The sequence below is a fragment of the Streptomyces coacervatus genome (assembly GCF_029223485.1).
Taxonomy (GTDB): domain Bacteria; phylum Actinomycetota; class Actinomycetes; order Streptomycetales; family Streptomycetaceae; genus Streptomyces; species Streptomyces coacervatus.
Genome location: NZ_JARHTP010000058.1, coordinates 1 through 1,623 on the forward strand (window position 1 = coordinate 1; position 1,623 = coordinate 1,623).

The 1,623-nt window shown below is 67.3% G+C and carries 1 protein-coding gene; it reads left to right on the forward strand.

Translation table 11 applies throughout. The features are described 5' to 3' along the window. The first annotated feature begins 354 nt into the window (after positions 1 to 354). Entirely contained in the window at positions 355 to 1,596 is a 1,242-nt protein-coding gene (locus P2Q00_RS50545) for an IS110 family RNA-guided transposase (protein WP_275781983.1), read from the forward strand. The last annotated feature ends 27 nt before the right edge of the window (positions 1,597 to 1,623 follow it).

Below are 1,623 nucleotides of genomic sequence, written 5' to 3' on the forward strand. Positions count from 1 at the left end.
AAACACCATCTAATGGTGAGTCACGGGGTCGGTGAAGCCTGAAACACCACGGGGTCCCGAGCCCTCAGATCAGACGGGCTCACCGTCCCCGCCCCTGGATTCGAACAGCGGGCACCGAGCAAGTGGTGCATTCGTTGGTGTTCGTGGTCCGAGCCCCTCGCGAGGAACACCTCTCAGCTCACCGGGAGCCACCGAGCCCCCACGAAGACCGGGGCCCTCGCGGGTAGCTGGGGTCACGAACGGCTAATCGGATGACGGGCCAACAGAGCCCTTCCATTAGGGAGTCGCGTGCCTCCGCACGGCTGTGACCAGCAGCAACACACGCCGCGGACAGGAAGGACGTGAGAGCAACCCATGAAGGTCTTCTGCGGAATCGACTGGGCCAGCGACCACCACGACATCGCCTTGGTCGACACCGACGGCCAGCTCGTCGCCCGGGCCCGTATCGAGGACGACGCCATTGGCCTCCAGCAGCTCCTGGACCTGCTCACCGAACACGGTGACGGCCCCGCCTCCCGCATACCGGTGGCCATCGAGACGTCGCGGGGACTGCTGGTGGCCTGTCTTCGCTCGACAAACCGCCCCATCTACGCGATCAACCCGCTGGCCGCAGCCCGTTACCGAGAACGACACACCATCACACGCAAGAAATCCGACCACCTCGACGCGATGGTGCTCGCCAACATCCTCCGCACGGATGCCGCCGCCCATCGGCAGCTGCCGGCCGACAGTGAACTGGCCCAGGCCATCGCCGTCCTCGCCCGCGCTCAGCAGGATGCGGTCTGGGACCGCACCCAGGCCGGCAACAAGCTCCGCTCGCACCTGCGCGAGTACTTCGCCAGCTACCTCGCCGCCATCCAGCCGATCCTCGGGGGACTGTGTTCACCCGTCGCCCGCTCGTTGCTGGCCGCCGCACCCACCCCAGGCCGGGCTGCCCGGCTCACGAGGCCGCAGTTGCGGGCCGTACTCAAACGGGCGGGCCGCCAGCGCGGGATCGACGCTGAGGCCGAGCGCCTGCACACAGCCCTCCGTGTCCCACAAATGCACCAACCTCCGCTGGTCGAGGACGCGATGGGCCGCCAGACCCTGACTCTGCTGCGGAAGCTGGACGCCGCCTGCACGAGCGCGGACGAACTCGCCGAGGCCGCAGTGGAATCCTTTGAACAACACCCGGATGCCGAGATCATCACCAGCTTCCCCGGACTCGGATTCCTCTCCGGCGCCCGGGTGCTCGCCGAAATCGGCGACGACCGATCCCGGTTCGCAGACGCCAGAGCCCTCAAGGCATACGCTGGCGCAGCACCAGTGACCAGGGCATCCGGCAAGAGCCGCTCCGTCAGGGTGCGTCGCGTCAAGAACCAGCGACTTGCCGCTGTCGGCTACGTCTGGGCGTTCGCCTCGCTGACAGCATCACCGGGAGCAAGAGCCCACTACGACCGCCGACGAGCGGACGGGGACCGCCACATCGCCGCCCAGCGCAACCTCTTCAACCGCATGCTCGGCTGCCTCCACCACTGCCTCACCAAGCGCACTCCCTACAACGAGAGCATCGCCTTCCCACCCCACCCCGCACCTGTTCTGGCCGTCGCCGCTTGACGCCGCAACCGCATCGGATGTCTGATC